The organism is Cyanobacteria bacterium FACHB-DQ100, from assembly GCA_014695195.1.
Classification (GTDB): domain Bacteria; phylum Cyanobacteriota; class Cyanobacteriia; order Leptolyngbyales; family Leptolyngbyaceae; genus Leptolyngbya.
Genome location: JACJNW010000023.1, coordinates 39,173 through 60,813 on the forward strand (window position 1 = coordinate 39,173; position 21,641 = coordinate 60,813).

At 50.0% G+C, this 21,641-nt stretch carries 22 protein-coding genes; 10 read left to right on the plus strand and 12 right to left on the minus strand.

Annotated elements, in window-relative coordinates; translation table 11 throughout:
• Nucleotides 1–8: 8 nt before the first annotated feature.
• Complete coding sequence (locus H6F51_08300) at nucleotides 9–851, minus strand: hypothetical protein (protein MBD1822494.1); 843 nt, start codon at nucleotides 849–851, stop codon at nucleotides 9–11.
• A gap of 87 nt (nucleotides 852–938) precedes the next feature.
• Here H6F51_08300 and H6F51_08305 point away from each other — a divergent pair, with 87 nt between their 5' ends.
• Entirely contained in the window at nucleotides 939–1,991 is a 1,053-nt protein-coding gene (locus H6F51_08305) for an FAD-dependent oxidoreductase (GenBank protein MBD1822495.1), read from the plus strand.
• Nucleotides 1,992–2,071: 80 nt separating this feature from the next.
• On the opposite strand, the gene H6F51_08310 is transcribed toward H6F51_08305, so the two are convergent.
• Complete coding sequence (locus H6F51_08310) at nucleotides 2,072–2,674, minus strand: peptidoglycan-binding protein (GenBank protein ID MBD1822496.1); 603 nt, start codon at nucleotides 2,672–2,674, stop codon at nucleotides 2,072–2,074.
• 169 nt (nucleotides 2,675–2,843) lie between these two features.
• On the opposite strand from H6F51_08310, the gene lepB reads away from it, so the two are divergent.
• Both lepB and H6F51_08320 read left to right on the plus strand, forming a co-directional pair.
• Complete coding sequence (lepB, locus tag H6F51_08315; GenBank protein MBD1822497.1) at nucleotides 2,844–3,422, plus strand: signal peptidase I; 579 nt, start codon at nucleotides 2,844–2,846, stop codon at nucleotides 3,420–3,422.
• 3 nt (nucleotides 3,423–3,425) lie between these two features.
• On the plus strand, nucleotides 3,426–3,965 hold the full coding sequence (locus H6F51_08320) for a Uma2 family endonuclease (GenBank protein MBD1822498.1): 540 nt from the start codon (nucleotides 3,426–3,428) through the stop codon (nucleotides 3,963–3,965).
• A gap of 9 nt (nucleotides 3,966–3,974) precedes the next feature.
• Here H6F51_08320 and H6F51_08325 read toward each other — a convergent pair whose 3' ends face one another.
• The 3 genes from H6F51_08325 to H6F51_08335 are packed head-to-tail and all read right to left on the minus strand — an operon-like array spanning nucleotide 3,975 to nucleotide 7,296.
• Nucleotides 3,975–4,679, minus strand: coding sequence for an ABC transporter ATP-binding protein (locus H6F51_08325; GenBank protein ID MBD1822499.1), 705 nt, complete (start codon nucleotides 4,677–4,679; stop codon nucleotides 3,975–3,977).
• Nucleotides 4,680–4,695: 16 nt separating this feature from the next.
• The gene (locus tag H6F51_08330; protein MBD1822500.1) at nucleotides 4,696–5,913 is read right to left on the minus strand and encodes an ABC transporter permease; all 1,218 of its coding nucleotides are present in this window, start codon (nucleotides 5,911–5,913) and stop codon (nucleotides 4,696–4,698) included.
• A 12-nt stretch (nucleotides 5,914–5,925) separates the two neighbouring features.
• Complete coding sequence (locus H6F51_08335) at nucleotides 5,926–7,296, minus strand: efflux RND transporter periplasmic adaptor subunit (protein MBD1822501.1); 1,371 nt, start codon at nucleotides 7,294–7,296, stop codon at nucleotides 5,926–5,928.
• A 640-nt stretch (nucleotides 7,297–7,936) separates the two neighbouring features.
• Between H6F51_08335 and H6F51_08340 the strand changes: the two genes are divergently transcribed.
• Nucleotides 7,937–8,896, plus strand: coding sequence for a hypothetical protein (locus H6F51_08340; protein ID MBD1822502.1), 960 nt, complete (start codon nucleotides 7,937–7,939; stop codon nucleotides 8,894–8,896).
• Nucleotides 8,897–8,923: 27 nt separating this feature from the next.
• On the opposite strand, the gene H6F51_08345 is transcribed toward H6F51_08340, so the two are convergent.
• The 3 genes from H6F51_08345 to H6F51_08355 form a co-directional block, all read right to left on the minus strand.
• On the minus strand, nucleotides 8,924–9,778 hold the full coding sequence (locus tag H6F51_08345) for an alpha/beta fold hydrolase (protein MBD1822503.1): 855 nt from the start codon (nucleotides 9,776–9,778) through the stop codon (nucleotides 8,924–8,926).
• Between the two features lie 123 nt (nucleotides 9,779–9,901).
• Nucleotides 9,902–10,177 carry a hypothetical protein gene (locus H6F51_08350; protein ID MBD1822504.1) on the minus strand — a complete coding sequence of 92 codons (276 nt, stop codon included), beginning with the start codon at nucleotides 10,175–10,177 and terminating at the stop codon, nucleotides 9,902–9,904.
• 260 nt (nucleotides 10,178–10,437) lie between these two features.
• On the minus strand, nucleotides 10,438–11,643 hold the full coding sequence (locus H6F51_08355; protein MBD1822505.1) for a homocysteine biosynthesis protein: 1,206 nt from the start codon (nucleotides 11,641–11,643) through the stop codon (nucleotides 10,438–10,440).
• 38 nt (nucleotides 11,644–11,681) lie between these two features.
• On the opposite strand from H6F51_08355, the gene H6F51_08360 reads away from it, so the two are divergent.
• The gene (locus tag H6F51_08360) at nucleotides 11,682–12,014 is read left to right on the plus strand and encodes a DUF565 domain-containing protein (protein ID MBD1822506.1); all 333 of its coding nucleotides are present in this window, start codon (nucleotides 11,682–11,684) and stop codon (nucleotides 12,012–12,014) included.
• A gap of 102 nt (nucleotides 12,015–12,116) precedes the next feature.
• Nucleotides 12,117–12,344 (plus strand): hypothetical protein, encoded by a 228-nt coding sequence (locus H6F51_08365; GenBank protein ID MBD1822507.1) that lies wholly within the window; start codon nucleotides 12,117–12,119, stop codon nucleotides 12,342–12,344.
• On the opposite strand, the gene H6F51_08370 is transcribed toward H6F51_08365, so the two are convergent.
• Nucleotides 12,341–13,336, minus strand: a complete 996-nt coding sequence (locus tag H6F51_08370; GenBank protein MBD1822508.1) for a J domain-containing protein — start codon at nucleotides 13,334–13,336, stop codon at nucleotides 12,341–12,343. The genes H6F51_08365 and H6F51_08370 overlap by 4 nt on opposite strands.
• A 98-nt stretch (nucleotides 13,337–13,434) precedes the next feature.
• Nucleotides 13,435–15,891, minus strand: coding sequence for a molecular chaperone DnaK (gene dnaK, locus H6F51_08375; GenBank protein ID MBD1822509.1), 2,457 nt, complete (start codon nucleotides 15,889–15,891; stop codon nucleotides 13,435–13,437).
• 160 nt (nucleotides 15,892–16,051) lie between these two features.
• On the opposite strand from dnaK, the gene H6F51_08380 reads away from it, so the two are divergent.
• Together H6F51_08380 and H6F51_08385 are read left to right on the plus strand one after the other, a co-directional pair.
• Nucleotides 16,052–16,555: a L,D-transpeptidase gene (locus H6F51_08380; protein ID MBD1822510.1), complete on the plus strand. Its 504-nt coding sequence runs from the start codon at nucleotides 16,052–16,054 to the stop codon at nucleotides 16,553–16,555.
• A gap of 44 nt (nucleotides 16,556–16,599) precedes the next feature.
• Nucleotides 16,600–17,160 carry a Uma2 family endonuclease gene (locus H6F51_08385; GenBank protein MBD1822511.1) on the plus strand — a complete coding sequence of 187 codons (561 nt, stop codon included), beginning with the start codon at nucleotides 16,600–16,602 and terminating at the stop codon, nucleotides 17,158–17,160.
• A gap of 43 nt (nucleotides 17,161–17,203) precedes the next feature.
• Here H6F51_08385 and H6F51_08390 read toward each other — a convergent pair whose 3' ends face one another.
• A complete protein-coding gene (locus H6F51_08390) occupies nucleotides 17,204–17,806 on the minus strand; it encodes a DUF4126 domain-containing protein (GenBank protein ID MBD1822512.1) in 603 nt (200 codons plus the stop codon).
• A gap of 148 nt (nucleotides 17,807–17,954) precedes the next feature.
• Here H6F51_08390 and H6F51_08395 point away from each other — a divergent pair, with 148 nt between their 5' ends.
• Complete coding sequence (locus H6F51_08395; protein ID MBD1822513.1) at nucleotides 17,955–18,314, plus strand: tetratricopeptide repeat protein; 360 nt, start codon at nucleotides 17,955–17,957, stop codon at nucleotides 18,312–18,314.
• Here H6F51_08395 and H6F51_08400 read toward each other — a convergent pair whose 3' ends face one another.
• The gene (locus H6F51_08400) at nucleotides 18,315–19,487 is read right to left on the minus strand and encodes a DNA double-strand break repair nuclease NurA (protein ID MBD1822514.1); all 1,173 of its coding nucleotides are present in this window, start codon (nucleotides 19,485–19,487) and stop codon (nucleotides 18,315–18,317) included.
• Nucleotides 19,488–19,594: 107 nt separating this feature from the next.
• Here H6F51_08400 and bchD point away from each other — a divergent pair, with 107 nt between their 5' ends.
• Nucleotides 19,595–21,625 carry a magnesium chelatase ATPase subunit D gene (bchD, locus tag H6F51_08405; protein MBD1822515.1) on the plus strand — a complete coding sequence of 677 codons (2,031 nt, stop codon included), beginning with the start codon at nucleotides 19,595–19,597 and terminating at the stop codon, nucleotides 21,623–21,625.
• Nucleotides 21,626–21,641: the final 16 nt, after the last annotated feature.

The following is a 21,641-nucleotide window of genomic DNA, read 5'->3' on the forward strand; positions in this document are numbered from 1 at the left end:
AACCTCAATCAAGCAGGTTCAAAATGCTCAGAGCGCGTTAACCGGATCTGAGCCAATGCAAAGATCGTTGGGATCACTCGCCCGTAGTTCGTGGAGATCGCCCTCCAGCCCAAATCTGCCAAGAACCAAGCCCACAAAGCCGACCCTACAAAGGCAAAGGCTGCGCGAGTGGCACCATACCGCGCTGTCGCCACCGTCATTCCGCGTCGTGCAAGCTGCATCGAAACTTGCGTTTGAATCTGCGTGGCAGCAGCAATACTGCCTTGGGCGATCGCTTGCTGTGCGACCTGGTAGCGGGCAAAATGAAGAGCAAACTGACGGGCAATATGTTCGAGTAGAAGGGGTTGTACTACCGTATTGACTGCCAATGCACTACCGCCTTTCATCACTAGTGATAACGGATTTTTCTGCAAAGATATCGGCAGTTCTTCAACAAAACTGGTATCCGCCAGGGATTTTTCAATTCGATGAGTTAAAGCCGTTTGTTCACGCGATGGAAGTTGCTTCCAGGCCCGATTTAGTAAACTCAGAAAGACTTCAGCTTCGAGGTCTGTGGTAGACATCTTCGCCTCATAGGGCAGTTTTAGATAGCAGCAAACCTGAATGAGCACTTGGCGATAGGTCACTTGTCCAGTTTGGCGGCGCAGGACGGTGATACCATCAGCAGCTAGAAAGCGAAATCGATCGTCGATCGCATTTAGCCAGTCTTCTCGGTCACGGCTTTGTAGTTCGATCGGGTCAGGTGCGTTAACGTAATCCAGCGGATTGAACTTTGGACGAAATAGAATCTCGGTTAGTTCGCGCAGTTCATCATCCGTTGCCAATTCCAAAGCGGCTCTAAATTCATCCACTGGTGGTCTTCCTCCCGATGCAGCGTCAGTCTTATTCTACATAAGTGAGACGGCACATCGAATCATCCTGTTTCACAACGGTTTACCATGCTCGATTCTCAGTTTGACATCGCGATCGTTGGGGCAGGGATGGCTGGTTTGTCCTGTGCCCAATCTCTTCATCAAGCAGGCTATAAGGTTGTGGTCGTCGATAAATCACGAGGTTTAGGCGGGCGAATGGCAACCCGTCGCCTGCATGGAACTCACGCAGATCATGGGGTGTGTTATCTCAAACCAAAATCGGCTCAGTTTCAAGCGTTACTGAATTGGCTTGTCGATCGCAAAGTGATTCGCGTTTGGACAGACACGATCCATGAGCTTAACTCACAAGGACAAATTCAACCGGCTGAACGTCAAGCTCCTTGTTATGCCGCAGCAAATGGGATCGCAGCGATCTCGAAATTTCTCTCGCTTGGGTTAACGCTGCGATTAAATCATCGAGTCGAACGGATTGAAGCGCGAGACGGGTGGCGATTGTGTTGTGAATCCGGGGAAATCATTTCGGCATCTGCGATCGTGGTTGCAATCCCGGCTCCACAAGCAGCAATCATTTGCGGGTCGCTGGATCACGCCTTTGTCGAGCGGCTTAAAGCAGTTGAATATTTCCCTTGCATCAGCGCGATCGCCGTTTATCCGTTAGAGCGGCAAGCAGAGGTTGAAAAACTAGGCTACAAAGCGATCGTCTGTCCGTCTGATCCGGATTTAGGCTGGATTGGGATCAACAGTACAAAGCAGTTCAATCCGGTACAGCCTGCGATCGTCGTTCAAAGTAATGCTCGTTTTGCTGCACAACATCTCGAAGAGAGCGACCTTGAGCAAGTTGGAGAACGGCTGTTGCATCGAGCAGCAGAAGTGGCGGAAGACTGGTTTACCCGCCCTGAAGTGTTACAGGTGCATCGCTGGCGCTATGCTTTTCCAGTTGCTCCGGTTGCCGATCGATACCTTACAGCAAATACCTCAAATCCTTTAGTTTGTACAGGTGACTGGTGCGGAGGAAATCGCGTTGAGAGTGCATTCGAGGCTGGACTAGCGACAGCAAATTATGTGAATCAACAACTCGATCGTCGAGTTCTTCCAGAGCAATTTTGGCTCCGACTTTAGACCAACGCCATCAATCGCCTCACCGCAACAATGAATCGCTAACTCAGATTGCTCATTTTCTGCGTGAGCGATCGCTAGGGTTAAGGCACTCGGCTGAAGACTTCTCGAATGAATTCTTCGTCGGTAATTTGTCGAGCTTGAAGACTATTTTTTAGGGTAATGAGGTCGCTTCTAAGTTTTCGTAGAGTCTCCAATTCTGATGAAGGAGAGGGCGTTGGAGAAGGGGTTGGGGCCGCGCCTCGTGCTTCATCATTTAATCGTCTACGAACCGTTAGAGTCGCGATGCCCGTCACGGGTAAGCCGCGGGTACGCTGATAGGTTTTAACTGCACTGTAAGTCGTGCGGCGGTAATTTCCGCTGAGTTCGATCGAAATCCCCAATACTTTTTTCAGGTTGTCTTGCAGAATTCTGACCGTTTTTTCGATCGCGCTTCTGAGCTGCGGCCCGTCGTTTCCGGTTGCAGCCATGTTGCTATCGAGTTGATATTGCAAAATGGCTGCACGGGTGTAGTCTTCGATGTTGGCAAGTTGCCGCAGGGAAGTCGCGTTGCAGTCGATCGCGCCTAGAACTTCGCGATCGCAAGCGCTAACGCTGTTTCCTAATCCATCCAGTCCTCTTGGCCCAAGATAATATCCAAGTCCATCTAAATTCTCTCTAAGATCCTGTAGTGACGTGACTGGCATACTCTTGACACTCCTTTTCTAGTCAGCAAATGCGCGTGATTACAAACGGTGTATGCTCATTTTGCTACAAGAAGCAGCAACAAAATCCGTAAATAATTTGAAGCCAAAGGGCTAAACATCGAGAGTTCACAATCCTCGGTAGAATATCGCATAGTACGTTAAATGCGCTATGACTCCTGAATCTAAAGTTGATCCGGCTGTTGTTCCTTCAAGTTCTGCTCCAAAATGGAAAACTTGGTGGGAGAACTTTCAAATCCTATTTATTGCGTTGATTCTGGCGTTGTTAGTGCGAGCGTATATTGCAGAACCGCGATTTATTCCGTCAGATTCGATGATGCCAACGCTGCAAATTGGCGATCGTCTGGTGGTTGAGAAAATTTCCTACCGCCTGCATCCGCCGGAGTTTCAAGACATCATCGTTTTTGATCCACCCACCCAGTTACAAGAACTTGGATATTCTAAAGATCAAGCCTTCATCAAGCGGATCATTGGCAAGCCAGGACAAACGATCGAGATTAAGTCCGGTAAGGTCTTTGTAGACAATCAGCCGCTTCTAGAACCGTATATTGCTGAAGCGCCGTCTTATCAAATGCCACCTGTCCAAGTTCCTGAAGGCTGTTACTTTGTGATGGGCGACAATCGCAATAACAGCAACGATTCTCACGTCTGGGGATTTCTGCCGCAGGAGTTCATTTTAGGTCGGGCTTGGTTGCGATTTTATCCGGTCGATCGACTTGGGAGAGTGTGAACAATGTTAACTGTTAAAGATTTAGAGCAATTTCAGGAGCAACATCCCGACTATCGGATGGAGCTAGTAAATGGAGAAATCATCGTTATGAGTCCGTCTGGCTACGAGTCCGATGAAGTCGCATTTCGGATGGGCGGCAAGTTGTTTAGCTGGGTTGATGAAAGACGACTCGGACGAATTACCGGATCTTCAGCCGGATTTGTCTTGCCAAACTCTGACACTCGCGCTCCCGATGTTTCGTTTGTCCGAGCTGAACGCTTGCGTCAGAGTCCTCGGGGTTTTGCAGAATTGGCTCCTGATTTGATGGTAGAAGTGAAATCTCCAACGGATAGGCTTACCAAATTGAGAGAGAAGATCCAACAATTTCTGGAGCTAGGAACGCAAGTTGGAATTTTGCTCAATCCTGAAAATCGAACTGTGGAGGTTCACCGTCCAGGGCAAAAGACGATCATGCTTCAAGACGGTGATATTCTCACGATTCCGGATCTCTTTCCCGGGTGGCAAGTTGCCGTTGAGGAGTTGTGGTCGCCCCGGTTTGATTAACCCATTTGATTAACCAACAGGTGCAACTCCAACCTCTTCTGGTGCAAGATACGGTGTGAGAACCTGACCATCTTTGAACCAAATCACGCGACGGGTACAGCGAGCGACATCCGGTTCATGTGTCACCATCACTACGGTCATTCCACTGGCGTTCAATTCGGTGAAAATGCTCAAAATCTCTTGAGTTGTTGTAGAGTCAAGCGCTCCAGTTGGTTCATCAGCTAATAGCAAAACGGGGCGATTGACGATCGCTCGTGCGATTGCCACCCGTTGCTGCTGACCTCCAGATAACTGCGTCGGCTTATTCTGCAATCGCTTTTCCAATCCCACTCGAATCAGCGCCTCTGTCGCTCGATCGCGCCGTTCTGCTGCGGGTACGTTTGCGTAGACCATCGGCAACATCACGTTTTCGAGTGCCGACAACTGCGGCAACAGATGAAACTGCTGAAACACAAAGCCAATTTTGCGATTGCGAATGTGAGCGAGGGCGAGATCGTCGAGTTGAGCAACATCCTCGCTGTCGAGATAGTAGCGTCCAGCAGTCGGGCGATCGAGGCAGCCGATAATGTTCATCATCGTAGACTTTCCCGATCCAGAAGCGCCCATAATCGCGCAATACTCCCCTTGTTCGATCGTTAAATCAACCCCTGCTAAGGCATGAACGGTCGCTTCGCCAATCCCGTAAACCTTAGTGATTTCTTCTAAACGAATGATGACAGACTTCGGCATATTAAGCACTCCGGAGCGCAACGATTGGGTCGAGTTTGGCAGCTTGACGAGCGGGAATCACACCGAATCCGAGACCGATCGAGCCTGATACCCCAACTGCAAGAATAATTGCCGCAGGAGATACCACTGCCTGAAGCGGCGTAAAGGCAGCGACGAGTACAACTCCCCCGACTCCAATCACCGTTCCAATTAAGCCACCCGCCGCCGAGAGAATCACCGCCTCGATCATAAACTGCATCAAAATGTCGTTTCCAGAAGCCCCGATCGCTTTTCGTAGCCCAATCTCTGAAGTACGTTCGGTCACAGAAACCAGCATGATATTCATGATCCCGATGCCACCAACCAGTAGAGAGACACCGGCGATCGCCGCTAACATCGCAGTCAACCCACTGGTAATCGTGCCGACAATCTGCAAAATGTCTTTCTGAGTTTGCACCGTAAAATCATCTTCGTTGACAATTTTGTGTCGCCGCCTCAGGAGGTTTGTAATCTGAAATTCTGCGGCTGGAATACTGGCTTCATCTTTGGCAGAAACCGAAACAAACGTCAGATTCAACCCATACGGAGAAGTCCGTCCGGTAAGCGTACTCGACATCGTTGTGAGCGGCACATAAGCGGCATCATCCTGGTTACTCCCTAGAAATGAGCCTTTTGCTTGCAAGACACCCACGATCTTAAAGCTGACATTGCGAATGCGGATTTCTTCGCCGATCGGATTGCGATCGCCAAAAAACCGATTCGCCAAATCTGCCCCCAAGGTCACTACGCGCTGATTCCGTTTCAGGTCAATTTCTGAAATAAACCGACCCTTTGCCACATCAAAGCTGCGGACGATCAAAAATTCGGGAGTCGCTCCCACAATCAGCGAGGATGAATTCCGATTGCCATAAACGACCGGAAACTGAGCATTTTTCTGAGCGGCAACTCCGGAAATCATCGGAATTTGTTCGGCAATCGCCTTGGCATCTTCCCAAACCAGGGTTTGCGGTAAGTTGGTGGTTCTCTGCCGCGCCTGCCCGCTTCCGGGAGTCACAAATAAAACGTTGGGTCCTAGCGATTCAAACTGATCTGCGGCAAGCTTTTGCGCTCCTTGTCCAATGCCAATCATGGCGATCACCGACGCATTGCCGATGATCATGCCGAGCATCGTCAAACTACTGCGGAGTTTGTTGGCGGTGAGCGTCTTTGCCGCCATCTTTAGGCTTTCACCAAAATCCATTGCCTGCTTGCCTTAAGTATTTGTGTTATCGATTCTCTGACCTTCTGGCGGCTGGACGAAAATACGATCGCCCGCTTTAATTCCGTCTAAAATCTGAGTCTCGTTGTCAAAACTCAATCCAGTCGTCACACGCTGGAATCGCGGTTTATTGTTCTCACCCGGAACCCAAACGCCTGTTTGTCCTCTTTGGGTGGAAAGTGCTGCCGTGGGAACAACCAGCGTATTCGGAATCGAATCGCCTAAAAAATTGACGTTGGCATTCATTTTCGATCGCAGCTTGTCGCGCCCCGTGAGAATGTCGATCCGCACCGAGAATGAAGTCACATCTCGCTCAGTCACGGCTTCCGGGGCAATCAATCGCACTCGTCCCTTAAAGGATTCCTCTGGATAGGCATCGACTCGAATATCGACTTCCTGACCGCGCCGGATTTGCCCGATATCGACTTCCGGCACTTTCGCCCGCACTTCTAACCCGTTTGCCAGCGCAAAGATCGAAGTCGAAGCAGAACCATCTGCTCCTGCGGTTGCCTGTGTTGTCGGGGTCACAAATGCGCCCACGGTCGCGTACCGTTGCGTAATCACTCCTGAAAACGGAGCGCGAATATAGGTATCTTCGAGCCGATTTTGCACTTGTTGGAGTTGAGCGATCGCCGCTGCTAACTGCGCCTCGGATTGCCGAATTTCTTCTGGTCTTGCACCGTTCTGCCGCTGCGCTAATTGCTGATTCGCTTGATTGAGTTGCGCCTGTGACTGGCTTAGTTGCGCCCTAGCTTGGCTCAAAGTTTGGTTCGCATTCTGCTCACGACGAATAAATTCATCGAGCGAATTTGTCGAGATTGCCCCTTGGCTTGCTAGTTCACGCTGTCTTCGGGTTTGCGTCCGGGCAAACTCTGCCGCTTGCGTTGCATCTGACACAAGACCTTGAACGCGATCGACCTCACCTCTTGCCCGCGCCACTTCTGATTCTGCCTGCCGCACCTCCTCGACACGGGTTCCGGCTCTGAGCTGATCTAACCTCGCTTGCGCTTCTGCAACTCGCGCCTGAGCCTGAGCGCGCTCAGCTTCAATATCTTTGTCGTCCATTCGAGCAACCACCTGCCCTTGCATCACTTGGTCGCCTTGATCCACAAGCAGTTGGGCAATTTTTCCGGTCGTTTTGGGGCTGAGATTGACCGTCCGAATTGGAATTACTTCTCCACTGGCTGAGATACGTGCCGTCACCGTCTTCGATTCAACAGAAATTGTGGCGGCTTCCTGACGCGGGGCAAACTGCCGTGAAACTAGAAAAGCACCCCCTGGAAGCGCGATCGCGCCTGCTGCAAGTAGCGCCAATAGCCAACGGGTCGGTTTTTTACTAACTTTGCCAAAAAGGGGAACTTGCATGAATCAAACTCGCCAAACTGAGAGCGAAGCGATAATAAGAGCACGAACTTATCTACATTTTAAAGATGCAACTTGAGTGCGAAAGATTCCTGAAGGTTGATTCTGTAAAGGATAAGACCCTTCTTCACAAATTTTAACGCGCTTTTTTAAGGACGAGCGTTTTCTAAAGCAGGATTGGTTCTCTGCACGCTTCTAGGCGATAGATTTCAAGGTTGAGATTTTCAAACTGGCAGAATGCTGATTCTTTCGTGTTGATCTCAAACTAGCCAGGGGAAAACTTAAAGTTATCTATTCGAGAAATCGAAGAGCGCAGCATTAGAAATCAGTATCATGGGCATAGTGCTATTGCTGACACTGTGCCGGAAATGCTAAGAAGTTCTATAAACTGTCGTATTTTTTATTATGGCAGTTTTACCAGAACTAGGGAGATTCCGAAAAAGATGCAAAGCTGGGTGAGTTTTTTGTAAACCCGTTGCAAAGCGTTCGGATTCCGTTAAATCAGCCTGCATTCAGTACAATAAGCGCCTGAAATGCTTTTGCCCTCAGCCTGTGACGATGACAGCCTATGAGTCCCTTGCCAAACCGCCCACCCCAGCCTCCTAAACCCTATGCCGCTCAGAATGCGGCTGAAGGCTCTACCATGCCCCAACCCTCAGAAGCCTCTGATTCAAAACACACGACTGTTCAGCGCCCGTTGGTGCGCCCTGTGGCTCGTCCACAGTCGCCTGCTCCGGCTCCGCCTCCAGCAGTTGAGTCTCCGTCAGAACCAGCGTTTGATCCGGCGAGTTTGAGACAGCAACCGATTCCCGCCCCAAGCGAACCGATGCAGTACCGTGCCATTGGGTTACTGCGCGGTCGGTATAAAGCCTCGGACGAGCAATTCACCCGCGGCGAGATGATCACTGCCGATGGCACGACGATCGAAGCGGTATTGCTCGGTCGCGTCATGAGCCTGGTGAAAAATCATTTAGACCTCGAACAAGAGCATCTCTGGGTTGTGTATCCGCGCACTCGCGAAAAGCAGGAAGATTTGCACGTTCAGATTGTCGGAGTTTGGGAGCCTGAAAATCTCAGTAAGCCTGACGAGGAAGAAGCAGAATCACCTGCATATCTGCCCTCCTCGGAAGTTGAAGATAACTATTTCTCAATTCGGGGAGAAGTTATCTTTCATACACCTGAAGAGAAGTCTGTTGTGGTGAAGATTCAGCAGTCGCCGCGCAAGAAAGACGATCGAGCGAAGTCTTTTAAGCTAAAGCTCAATGGTGAGTTAAGCGGAAAAGTGGTCGGTTATTTCTGGGAACTCAACGTCCAGCGTGAAGGAGCCGATCTCGTCATCAAGAGCGCTAAATCGATCGGAATGATTCCGCCTCGCAAAAAATCGAAGGAGGAAAGCGCTAGGGAGCGCTCAGGCGGTCGTCCAGGATTTCGTCCGGGCGGAAGACGACCGTTTAGTCCGCGTCCGGGTGGAGGTGATCGCCGACCCGCAAGTGTCGCTTCTGCGCCAGAAGCACCGCGTCGATCGGAACCGCTGCCCAAGCCCGTGAAGCGTCGGGCTGAAAGCAGTCCCCCTGCGGCAGATAGCGCGATTAGTGAAGCATAGGTTGAACGGGCGGTCTTCGGATCGCCCTTATTTTTTGTAAACGATGAAGCCTGCGATCGCATCAAGTAGCGCTTCAGGTTCATCCACTCGAATCAAATGTCCGCTGTTCTCGAAGATGCGGAGATCTGAATTGGGGATCGCTTGGGCAATTTCTTCAGAGAATTCAGGCGGACAAATCCAATCGTGGCGACCTGCGATTACGAGCGTTGGAGCCGTAATTTTGTGAAGCTGATCGAGGACATCGTACGACCGCAAAAATCCGCCAAAGGCTTCGTTAATTGCCTCGATCGAGAGAATCGATCGGCGTTGAACCGCTTGAGTTGAGTCAGCCGTAAATGAGTAAAGCGGGTGCATGATGCGGAAATAATCGCTGAGCTGCTCTTCGGTTTCAAAGTTGCCATTCCAGAGATATTGCGCGATCGCGATTTGTTCGGGTCTGCCGCGTTCTTGCAAGATTTCCTGAGCACGTTTGAGAAAGCGAGAATCAGGGACTGTGGCAATCACGATCAAGTGTGAGAGGTTTTGGGGGTAGCGAGTTGCGTAAGTGAGCGCCACCATACCGCCGTAGGAGCCACCGATCGCAATAATTTTCTCTAACCCTAAATACTGCCGCAGCGCTTCCATATCCTCGACGTTTTGATCGAGGGTATAAGTAGATTGATCACCTCTTGCCGATCGTCCTTGTCCACGATGGTCGAAGTAGACAAGCTGCATCTTGTTGCTTAATGCAGAAAAGGTCGGTTTGTAGGAAGTGTGATCAGCTCCAGGCCCTCCATGAATCAAAAAGGCGACTGGTTTTTCGCGCATTTGATTGCCTTGAGGAACAAGTCCTGCACCTTCAATATCGAAATAGATTTGTGTGCCTCGAATGTTAGCGTACATGAGCGTCTCAATGGGGGTTGCATCGGGAGCGCGATCGGCTCAGCAAATTAAATCTGCCGCAGAGTTCAATTTGCTGAGTTTCCGCACGGCTCAACCCGAAGCGCTGTACTTTTCTTCGTGGCTTCAGCATTTAAGCCGAAACTTTGGAGAATCCAGCTCTACAAGGTCAAGCTGCTGTTCCCGATAAAGCTCGATCACAGCATAAATCAGGTTAATGTGTACTGCTTGTAGGCAAAGATTTGCACTAAGTAAGACGAATTCTGATTCACCCGCCCAAATCAGCCCCAAACCTGCTGGATCAAAAGCTTGATTGCTAAATTTTTTCTCCAATTCAATTTTGATCTGATTGATTTGATGACGATCGATCTGCTCACCAGAAGCCTTATTAACGATAAACACAACTTCTAATCTCTTTCCGAGGTATTCTTAATTTGACTTTACATTAGTAATTTGAAACGAATCAAGTAGGACGTGAAAGCCCCGTCAAATTACCGTTAGATCAGATTAGATCTAAGCGAAATTGCTTATATGGTGACCTGAATTAGTTGTGAAGTGAGGAGCGGGGTGTCGTTCCCTTTTCAGCCCCCTACTCCCTACTCCTTTTAGCGTTTACAACTCAAACAGGATCACTATAGTTTTCTTCTACTCTCCAAAGGTATTCAACTGCCGCGCATATCTTGCGGAATAAATGTTCGATCGCTCGGAATCGGTGCCACTGCCTCGGTCAAAGTAAACGTTCCTGACTCGATCCAATGCTTCAACTCAAGGGCGACCTGTCGCGATAAATAAACGCTGGCAAGTGGAGCAACCCGGACAGATTTACCGTCGATCGTTAATCGACCCGATTTCAACTGAGCGTAACTTACAAGCCCAAAGGTTGGACGCACGCGGCGAGGAATAGAAAAATCAACGATCGGAGCCACCAGATCTTTATCGCGAACGGCACAATGAGTGATTACTTCTTCACTCAGCACAGGCAATGGAATGCCAACACCCAACATTAACGAAGCACCATAGCCGCGAAAATAGCAACCCCGTACCCATTTCGCGTCCATTTGTTTCGCATCACCAATCAGCGCCAGCGTAGAAGCAGGCCCGATCGGGGTGCGGTTTGGTAAGCGCTTTTGCAGCGGAAAATGTTGCGTTCCTTCCCAAGCAACATAGCCCACTCCACCACCAAGAAAGATTCGTGATCCGATGCCGATTAATTGCAGATCTGGATCATTGAGCAATGGCGAAATTGCGCCCGGATTTGAAAAGACGGCATTCCCTAAACGCGGTTGAAGTGCGCCTAGATAGGTGTACAAGGGACGATCGCCGCCGTTTACTCCAACGATAAAATTTTGGTACAGATTGCGAGGATTGAACAAATAGAATTGATTAATCGTATCGCGGGTAATCGTCGTTTCAAAGGACGAGCGCGGATAACAGTCCGTCACCTGCCCGATCGCACGTAGGTTCACCGCCTTTCCGGCAATCAAATCCTCGATCACATGACCGCCGCCGCGCTGTCGTTGCCGTACATCTGGAGACTCGCGATCGTCACTATCGAGCGGCTCTCCTCCACTGGGGTATTCAACTAATTGAGACGCGCCTAAATACAAATCCACCGCTCCAAACCCTGCATAAGCAGGCACGCCATCCATCCAGCACTGGCGAATTTTGATTGGCGGATCGGTCTGTCCTAAGTTCAGAATTGCGCCTGAAGCTTCCATCGGCTCGAAAGTTCCAGTCGTAATCACATCAACGACTTTTGCCGTTTCCGTTACGCCCATTTCCGCCACTTGAGCTTTCACTTCCTCAGCAGTGCGAACGATCGCGGTTCCACGCTGAATTTTTTGATTAATTTCGGCAAGAGTTCGCATACAGTTTGGATAGTCTTGTGATCAGGCGCACTTGAATTATGCAGAATACTCGACTGAGTACGATCGTGAATACCACTGCGGCACAACTTAATCAGGTGTTTCGCAATCCTTGGCGGCGCACGTCCTTGCTGATGATCGGACTGCTGCTCGGTTTTTTTCTTGGTAGTGCCATTTCAACCAGTGCAGGTCAGAAAGCGGAACTCGATATCGTGGAAGCGTTTTTTCTGCTGTTATTAACAGAAGCGGTGAGTCGGTTTACTTACGGGGGAAATGATCGCTTGCGTCGATCGCTCCTGATTGAACTTGCAAATGCGCTCAAGCTCGGACTGATTTACAGCTTATTTCTCGAAGCCTTCAAACTCGGAAGCTAACCGTAGATTGATTCTCGCATACCACGAGGGAGATAGGTACGATCGTCGATGCCCGCTAGAATGACAAGTGGGCAGACTGTCGCGACTGCTTGAGAACACCTGATGAATGACTCTGGAGAGACCATGACGGAAATTAACTGCGCTGAACTGTGTCAGAACGGCTGTGTTCTGGGGGATGAATGTCCAAACCGGGAGTACACCGAGAAAACCAGCCAATTTATCAGCGATACGCCGCTCGATAAGCTGCTAGAAATGGCAGATGAAGCGGTACGGAAAAAAGCGCTAGAGCGCATGTCAACCCCAACGCAATGGATTCTCCCGGAAGATTAGACGGGTAAGTCCTTCCGAGGATTAAAAGTTTCAGCTTGCCGCAGCTTCTCGTAGAGTTCGCGTTCTTGTTCGCTGAGTTCTTTGGGGACGGCGATCTGAATTTCTACAATTTGGTCGCCCCGATCGCCGTTTACATCGGGGTAGCCCTTGTTTGCCAGTCGTAAGCGCTGTCCCGATCGCACTCCGGCTGGAATCACCATCTTCACCAATCCATCGAGTGTTGGGACTTCGACGGGTGCACCTAAGACTGCTTCACTCGGCGTAATCGGCAATTTACAGCTAATGTCTAATCCTTCGAGTCGGAAAAACGGATGCGGTGAGACTTCAATTTTGAGATACAGATCGCCACCGTTCACACCTTGCTCCCGCAGCCGGACTTTTTGCCCAGTCATCATCGCAGGCGGCATATCCACTTCGAGCGATCGACCATCTTCGAGCCGAATGCGCTCCCGTCCCCCAGAGTAAGCCTTTTCAAGCGGAACCGTTAACCTTGCTTCTGCATCTCGCTTCGGCTTGGGAGGTCTCACGGTGTAACTTTCCTTCGAGGTTCCCGGACGAAATGGATCAGGTTCTTGTCTCGGAGGCGGCGGTGTTGCAGTACGGACGGTGCGAGTGGTTCGGGTCTGACGTGGAACCGGATCGAAGTCTGGTTCTGGTGCGGGAGTCTTCCGGCTGAGAACCTCATCGAAGAACTCATTGAACGTCTTAAATTTGCCATAGGTCGATTTGTCGTCTCGTCCCCCACGCCCGGTTTGAAAGCCGCGCTGTTTCCAAAAACCGCCGTATTGGTCATACTGCGCCCGCTTCGTTGGGTCAGACAATACGCCATAAGCTTCTCCCAAAGCTTTGAACTTGTCTTCTGCTGCTGTGTTTCCTGGGTTGAGATCCGGATGATATTGTCGCGCTAAGCGTCGATACGATCGCTTAATTTCATCAGCCGATGCATCATTAGCAACGCCCAAAATCTCGTAATAATTGCGGAAACTTTGCATAGGAAAACAGAGCTAGGAGGGTTGAAAAGAAGCTTAGGGACTAGAGTGTAGCACTGTTTTGAAATCTCGGCGCATTCCTCTTTGTCCCTGGCTTCTCGTTACAGCCAGTCGTCCTCATCATCCCAGTTGTCTTGCTGATAGTTGGGGCGACTGGGACGCTTGCGAGGGGTGTCATCGCGGCGGGGCTGATCGCTGCTGCGGGATTGGCGATCGTTGTAATAATCGGCATCGTAATCGGGACGCTTACGAGTTGGGGGTGAATCATAGCTGTCCCGACGCGGCGAATCGTAGTCGCTGTCTTGTCGGGGTGAACGATCCGATTGGGGGGAACCGTAGTCGTAATAATCGGAACTGCGGGATGAACGATCGCTGGTGCCGTAGGAATCCCGCGAACCGTAAGCATCGCCATACGGATCAGCACTGCGGCGCGGCGGCGTGCTGAAGTCAGAATCACGGGTTGATCGACTAGAGCCATAATCAGCATCGCGGGTCGATCGACCACTTGAGCCGTTAGCATCTCGTCCGCCTGAACTGTACGGATCGCTGTAGGAATCCCGGCGCGGATAATCTGGGCGATACAAATCAGGCTCACGCGCGGGATTCAGCGCATAACCACTGCGTCCACCGCTCCAATAGTCATCTCGATAATCGCGGCGATTGTCGTAGTAGTAATCGTCGTCGTCTTCGAGGAAAAAGTCTTTGATTGATTTGAGGATGCCGCCTTCGCCTTCTTCCTCTCTGTTTTGCTGATAAACTTCGCGATTTAGGTCGTAAAGGGCATCTCTGAGGTCGGCTTCTGCGATATCAACTCCGCGATCGTCGTTGTTTGCGAGTGCTGCTCGCAGTCGCTGCACCAGCGGTTCAATGCGATTGCGGTAAGGCTGAACAAACTGGAATCCGAAATCTAGAGTGGCTTCTCGCAGTTGGCGCTCTGCCTGATAGGTCATGGCTTCGGCACGGTTGCGCTTCTCGACTTTGGCTTTGCGGAGTTCATCAATTTCGGCAAATTCTTCGGCGCTGCGAATCATTTGCTTAATCTCTTCGTCGCTTAAGTTCGATGCCCCTTGAATGGTGATGCTCTGTTCGCGTCCAGTGGTGCGATCCATCGCCGTCACTTGCATAATGCCGTTGGCATCAATATCAAACGCGACCTGAATTTGAGGAATGCCACGCGGTGCAGGCGGAATGCCCATGAGCTTAAACCGCCCTAGCGATTTATTCCCGGATGCCATCGGACGCTCACCCTGTAGGATGTGAACTTCAACGACGGTTTGGTTGTCTTCGGAGGTTGAGAAAACGTCCGATCGTCGAGTTGGAATCGTGGTTCCGCGTGGAATCAGCGCTTTCATAATGCCGCCGATCGTTTCCAGCCCAACTGAGATCGGAGTGACATCGAGCAGCAGAATGTCCTTGACTTCGCCTGCTAGGATTCCGGCTTGAATGGCGGCTCCAACCGCGACGACTTCATCCGGGTTGACGTTTTGATTCGGTTCGAGATTGATCAACGATCGCACGACTTCTTGCACCATCGGCATTCGAGTTCCGCCGCCGACGAGTACGACTTCATCGATATCGCGGGGACTCATACCTGCATCGCGGAACGCTTCTCGCAGGGGAAGTCTCAGACGAGAGAGCAGGTCTTCGCATAAGCCTTCAAACTGCGATCGGGTTAATCGCGTCTCTAAGTGTTTCGGGCCGTCTTTATCGGCTGCAATAAAGGGAAGATTTATCTCCGTTACGCCCACGCCGGAAAGCTCGATTTTCGCTTTTTCTGCGGCTTCGGTGAGTCGCTGTAACGATTGGCGTTCTTTGCGTAAATCAATGCCTTCGCGCTCTAAAAACTGCTCTGCTAGCCAGTCAACGATCTTTTTATCGAACTCGCCTCCGCCTAACTGCGTATCGCCGCTGGTGGCTTTTACTTCAAACACACCATCGCCAACATCAAGAATCGAGACATCAAACGTGCCGCCACCGAGGTCAAACACAAGAATGGTTTCGCTTTGCACGCGATCGAGTCCATATGCCAACGATGCCGCAGTGGGTTCGTTAAGAATGCGCTTCACTTCTAGTCCGGCAATTCGTCCAGCATCGCGGGTAGCTTGGCGCTGGGCATCATTGAAATAAGCGGGTACCGTAATCACTGCACCCGTTACGGGTTCGCCCAAATATCGAGCAGCTTCGTCGGCTAATTTCTTCAGAATTTGCGCGGAAATTTCCTCGGGAGCAAAATCGCGATCGAGTCTAGGGCACTTCAGCTTGATGTTGCCCGCTTCGTCTTTACGGATTGTATAAGGAACGCGCTTCGATTCGGGGTTGAGTTCGGCATATCTGCGCCCCATAAACCGTTTCACGCCAAAAAACGTATTCTGCGGATCAAGCACCGCCTGACGACGCGCCAATTGTCCAACGAGACGTTCGCCTTCTTTACTCACGCCGACTACCGATGGCGTGGTTCGCATTCCTTCGGCATTGGCGATGACTACTGGCTTACCGCCCTCCATGACTGCCACGACCGAGTTGGTTGTTCCCAGGTCAATCCCAACGACTCTACCCATTCGCTTCTTTAACCTTTACTGCGATCATAAGGTTTGCTGGACTTATTCTATCCTGTCGTTTCCACATCCGCTGTTCAGGCTGATCAGATGTGCCGATCAGCGCTTGATTATTTTAACCAGATGAGCAGGAATGATAGAAAAAGCGTGAAAGGTGAGTGAGATGAAACGAATTTTAGCTCTCGTAAGCGGATTTTTGCTGATTGCTGGACTGCCAGTGCTAGCGGCTCCAGATTGGCGATCGACGGCTGAAATTCAACTGTCGGAACCAGAGGTTGCACCCTTGCGAGTGGTGATACGGACGAAAGCACGGCGAGCGTTTGTATATGAAGGAAAAGCGGTGGTTGCAAGTTATGCGATCGCGGTGGGTAAATCAGGCTGGGAAACTCCTCCCGGTGAATATAACGTGTTCTCGAAAGAAGTGAATCCGGTGTTCAAAAACTTTAGAACCGGAAAAATCATCAAGCCCGGACGAGATAATCCCTTGGGTGTGCGTTGGATTGGGTTTTGGACAGATGGAAAAACGCAGCTTGGATTTCACGGTACGAATGAACCGGAGCTAATCGGACAAGCGGTATCGCATGGATGTATTCGGATGCGAAATAAAGATGTGGTGGCGCTCTTTGAAAAGGTGTCGATCGGGACTCCTATTATCGTTGAGCCTTAGATTCTTGATAACCTAGACGTACTACTAACCTGGGGGATTTCGTCATGACAACCGAGGTGTTAAGACGACTATTTACGGTTAAGCAGTATCACCGCATGATCGAAACCGGAATTATTCAAGAGGGCGATCGTGTCGAGTTGATTCGAGGGGAAATTATTGAGATGGCATCCCTCGGGACAAGACACGCAGCGGGGGTTAATCGGCTGAATCGGCTATTCTTCAAAAAGTTTGATGATCAAGTGTTAGTCGCAGTTCAAAATCCAGTTGAAGTTGATGCACATTCAGAACCTCAACCTGATATTGCAATCTTGAGACCGCGTGAAGATTTTTATGCGTCTGCTCATCCCACTCCAACTGATGTATTTTTGCTGATTGAGGTTTCAGACTCAACCATTCGCCACGATCGCACTGTCAAAATTCCGCTCTATGCCGAAGACAGCATTGCTGAATCTTGGGTTGTTGATGTGAATGCAGAACTAATTGAGGTGTATCGGCAACCAAGTGCTACAGGATATCGATCGCTTCAGACCTTTATGCGGGGTCAAGCGATCGAGCTTTTGGCATTTCCCGGAGTCTCAATTACAGCTGATGAAATTTTAGGATGAGTTTTAGCTCAGAAAATTATATTTAGCTAAGTTGCAAGGGCAGTTATTCTTGCAAAGTTTTGACTCTGCCCTGAGTCCGCCAGCGTGTGACGAACTTTGTCAGTCGATAGAATCCAAAGCTGAACAATCCAATCACCAGCAGTCCGGCGACGATCGGGGCGGTGAGCGCTAACACAGAAAGCAGAACTGCGATCGCGAGTTCTACCGCAGCGAAGATCGGATTCGTCAAGCCACCCGAAGCAGCCGTCGATGTGCCTCTGAGTAAGTTTGTTAATAACTTTGTAATGCCTGCGGTTCCGCCTCCTGCAACGATCGCTAATGTCCATTGAATCAATGGATTCATATCCGGTGCAACCGAAGCAGCGACAACCGTTCCGGCAATCATCGCGGCGGGAGTTGCAAGCACATCGAGCGCATGATCAAACCAGGGAATCGAATATCCAATCACTTCAAGAATGCTGGCGATCGCAAACAATCCAAATGCTTGAGAATTTTCCAGCCAGTCGAAGTCAGCAGGTAAATCGTAATGTCCAAATACAGAGACACCGCTCACAATCAGCAGGGGAATAAACACGCGAAATCCTGCTGCCGCACTTAAACTGATGCCCAAAAGAATTTCAATAATCGTGTGAAGTGTCGAGTCCACTGACTTTATCCAAATTTCTAATTCGAGTGTAGGGCGCGATCGCGCATTCCTGTCTCTGCTAACCGAATCAAATCGAGTCGAGAAATCCCTCCCACACGGTAGAGAACTTCGATCAGATACTTAAGATGCAGAGATTCAGGTGTTTGGGATGGATAGTTTAGAAAAAGGTTGTGAATGTTGTCAGCGAGAAGAATATTTAGAGGCAATCAAGCATTTTGATCAAGCAATTGGAACTGATGCAAGTTGCTCGAAGGCTTGGAACTTTCGTGGGAATGCGCTTTCTGTATTAAAACGGTATGCAGAAGCATTGAGTAACTACGATCGTGCGACGTTCTTACAGCCCGATTATCATCAAGCTTGGTTTAATCGTGGATTGTTATTGATGGAAATGGGTGCGTATGGCAATGCGATCGAGTCATACGATCGCGCAATCGATCGCTATCCCGATCCGGCTTACATTCACGCGAGAGCGTCGATCGGACTAAAGCACAAATTAGTTTTTGCATAATTAGCGTCGTCGGACTTTGCTGATCATCTTGCGTGAGAGTCGGAGGGTGAGATCTTCTTTTTCTGCCCAGTCTTGCAGCAATCGGTAAAAGGTTTGCCGATCGTCATTCTTCAAGACTGCAACCTGATCGGCCGTCTCAATCACATAAGGATATCCGCCTCCGATCGCCACTTCTGCGCGTACCCAATCTAAAACGCGCTCGTGCCAGCCTTCTTCGTAGATCCAGACAGGTAATTCAATTCGAGCCGGATAGCCATCTTGTGTGGTTTTTAGATAGGTGAAGGCAATGCGATCGCGATGTTCAAAATATAAATCTCGAATGCCAGGACGTTGAGAGAGAAAGATCGGAGTGCGATCGCCCCATTGCATCTGGTTCTTAGCGCGATTGAGCAATTGGGCATCATGGATGGTTTTGCGTTCAGGTAGCTGACACAATCGCTGTAGCATTTCTGTGAGATCTCGCGCTGTGGAAGTATCGACATAGCCCACGACAGGAACGCGATAATCTTCACTCGCTTGTAATACCGTGCGAATACATCTGACATAAAAATTCTTTGTCTCTTCGTCGAATGCTTCTGCAAACGTTGCAATCAGTGAGCCATCGAAGAAGGCAAGACAAGATCGACTTCCAGCGTGTTCTTCTATGTATTGAACAATACGATCGCACTCCATTTCAAAGCGACGTAAATTGACTCGTCGATCGGCAAGATCGCCCCGTCCCACTTTCAGATCATTCGGGGTCATCACATCGAGAGCAATGTCTTTTTCATACTTGCCTGATTCAAGATGATCGTTCTCGAACCAGCCAATTTGCACTAAGGCAACCGGAATTGAGAAATCTTTGCTTGGATAGATTTGAGAACCATCGACTGAAAAAGTCGAAACTCCGGTAATGCGATCGCGCACCCACTCTAAACTCTCTTCGCGATTTTGCCAGCTTAGATTTGAGTGCATCATCCATTCGGGAAACAAGCCCAACGGCTCTAACGGTCTTGCCCCACAATCTTTTATCCCCTCTAATGCTTTGAGTAAGGCTTGATCAGACTTTTGCGACATCTGAATCAATGCGGTTCCGTACTGCTGAAGCGCTTGGAGGGCAGTACGATCGAACGACATAAACTCCTCGCGCTTACGATCGAGCAAGCTCAAAATCTGGGAAGGTTTGATAGGCATGAGCAACACAGTTGGTATTTGGGTACTATATCAAACCTTTTGGAGTACAGCGAAATCGAGCCGCAGATCTTGGTATGGTGGAGATTGATAGCAATCTAAATTTATCAATGCCTGCCACGATCGATTCTCAAATTACTGCTTTTCCTCTCGCTGCCGTTGTGGGTCAAGAAGCGATCAAACTGGCGCTGCTGCTTGCTGCGGTTGATCCCGGCTTAGGTGGCGTGGTGATCGCGGGGAGGCGCGGAACCGCTAAATCTGTAATGGCGCGAGCAATTCACGCGCTCCTGCCGCCGATCGAAGTTGTGAAAGACTCAGTGAGCAATTGCGAACCGGGTGCGATCGCAGAGTGGGACGACTTCACGCTGGAGCAATTTGGCGATGCCGAAGATGTGCCGACGGAAGTGATTCGCGCCCCATTTGTACAGATTCCTTTAGGTATAACCGAAGATCGATTGCTCGGCTCGGTAGACGTGAGCCAATCGATTAAGCAAGGCGAAACGGTGTTTCAGCCTGGATTGTTGGCAGAAGCAAATCGCGGCGTGTTGTATGTCGATGAAGTTAATCTGCTGGATGATCAAATTTCAAATTTATTGTTGTCAGTTCTAACCGATGGACGAAATCAGATCGAGCGTGAAGGCATCAGTTTTCAGCATCCTTGTAAGCCGTTATTGATTGCAACCTACAATCCTGAAGAAGGAACGCTGCGTGAACATTTGCTCGATCGTATTGCGATTTCTTTGTCGGCAGATATGGTGTTGGGATTAGACGATCGTGTTCAAGCGGTCGAACAAGCGACTAGCTATTCCAATTCACCACAAGCATTTCTTGAACAATACAACGAAGACATTGACGCGCTGAAAACGCAGATTCTCTTGGCGCGGGAATGGCTCCAAGATGTGCAGATTAGCTTGGATCAAATTGAATATTTAGTCACAGAAGCCATTCGCGGTGGGGTTCAGGGACATCGTGCCGAACTGTTTGCGCTGCGGGTTGCGAAAGCTCATGCCGCATTAGAAGGACGCACCCAGGTCAATGCAGAAGATTTGAGAAAAGCGGTGGAACTGGTGATTATTCCACGATCGACCATTGTTCAAACGCCACCCGAAGAAGCACCGCCGCCACCGCCACCGCCTCAAGATCAATCGGATCAAGAGCAAGATCAGCAAGAAGATCAAGAAGACCAAGACGAACCGGAAGATCAGCCAGAGCAAGAGACTCCGAACATTCCTGAAGAATTTGTCTTTGATCCAGAAGGTGTAATTCTCGATCCAGAAGTGCTGTATTTTGCACAGATGGCAACGCGGCAAGGGAAATCCGGCAGTCGAACGATCGTGCTCTCTGAAGATCGGGGGCGCTATATCAAACCGATGTTACCGAAAGGTAAAGTCCGGCGAATTGCAGTGGATGCGACTCTGAGAACGGCAGCACCCTATCAAAAATCAAGACGATCCAGATCTCAGGAAGCCTCGACCGGACGCAAACGAGTGTTTGTCGAAGAAAGTGACATTCGGGCAAAGCGACTGGCTCGAAAAGCCGGAGCGCTGATCGTGTTTGTGGTGGATGCGTCTGGTTCAATGGCACTCAATCGGATGAATGCTGCCAAAGGTGCGGTTCTAAGTTTGCTGACTGAAGCGTATCAGAACCGAGATCAAGTGTCGTTGATTCCATTCCGGGGTGAACAGGCTGAGGTGTTATTACCGCCGACTCGATCGATTGAAGCCGCGAAACGCAGGCTCGATCGCTTACCCTGTGGTGGCGGTTCTCCGTTGGCGCATGGACTCACGCAAGCAGTTCGAGTCGGACTGAATGCAAAACAATCCGGGGATATCGGGCAAGTTGTGATTGTGGCGATTACGGACGGGCGCGGCAATATTCCACTGGCTCGATCGCTGGGTGAAACCCTTCCCGAAGGTGAAAAACCCGACATCAAAGGCGAGCTTTTAGAACTTGCAGCGAAGATTCGCGCCTTGGGCATTCAGCTTTTGGTGATAGATACGGAAAACAAATTCATTTCAACTGGATTTGCTAAAGAACTTGCCAAACAAGCGGGTGGAAAGTATCATCACTTGCCGAAAGCGACGGATGCTGCGATCGCTGGAGTTGCCCGAAACGCGATCGCCGATATCAAAACCAAGTAGCGCAACTTTGTGAAGT